This is a genomic window from Leisingera sp. ANG-M1 (assembly GCF_000813745.1).
Classification (GTDB): domain Bacteria; phylum Pseudomonadota; class Alphaproteobacteria; order Rhodobacterales; family Rhodobacteraceae; genus Leisingera.
This window is the reverse complement of sequence record NZ_JWLC01000078.1, coordinates 1-527: the sequence shown is the minus strand read 5'-3', so window position 1 is coordinate 527 and position 527 is coordinate 1. Positions and strand designations below refer to the sequence as shown.

Here is a 527-nt window from a genome sequence, read left to right as displayed (position 1 = left end):
GGTTGAGCTTCATGGGGAGGCCTCCAGCCGCAAGACGCGCAGGCGGGTGACGCCGGCCAGGGCGGCGGTGTCCATCACCGTGATCAGTGCCTGGGTCTGGGCGGCGCCGGAGGGGAGGATCACCACTTGAGTTAGCGGTTCTTCGGCCACTGCGGCAGAAAGGGTGGCGCGCAGGGTGTCCTGATCCAGCGCGGCGCCGCGCAGCACCGGAACGCCGTCGGCGCCGAGGCGGATCATCATTGTGCCTGCCGGGGCCTGTGCGCTGCCTGCAGTTCCCTCGGAGGGTTTCACCGCGGGGATCATGTCGAGGTTCAGGTAGGTGGAGGTCACCATGAAGAACACCAAGAGGATCAGCATGACGTCGATCATCGGCACCAGCGAGATCAGGGCGCGGGGGCGGGCAGGGCGGTTGATGTTCACGCTGGCCCCCGGAGGAAATCAGGAAAAAAAGGGGCGAGTGAGGAAACACAACGGAGGCTTGCGCCCGGCGCCGAGGGGGGGCGCAATTCGCGCCCGCCCTGGGGGGC

At 67.7% G+C, this 527-nt stretch carries 1 protein-coding gene; it reads right to left on the bottom strand.

Annotated elements, in window-relative coordinates; genetic code table 11:
• Positions 1-9: 9 nt before the first annotated feature.
• Positions 10-420, bottom strand: a complete 411-nt coding sequence (locus RA19_RS25445) for an ExbD/TolR family protein (RefSeq protein ID WP_039168797.1) — start codon at positions 418-420, stop codon at positions 10-12.
• Positions 421-527 lie beyond the last annotated feature (107 nt).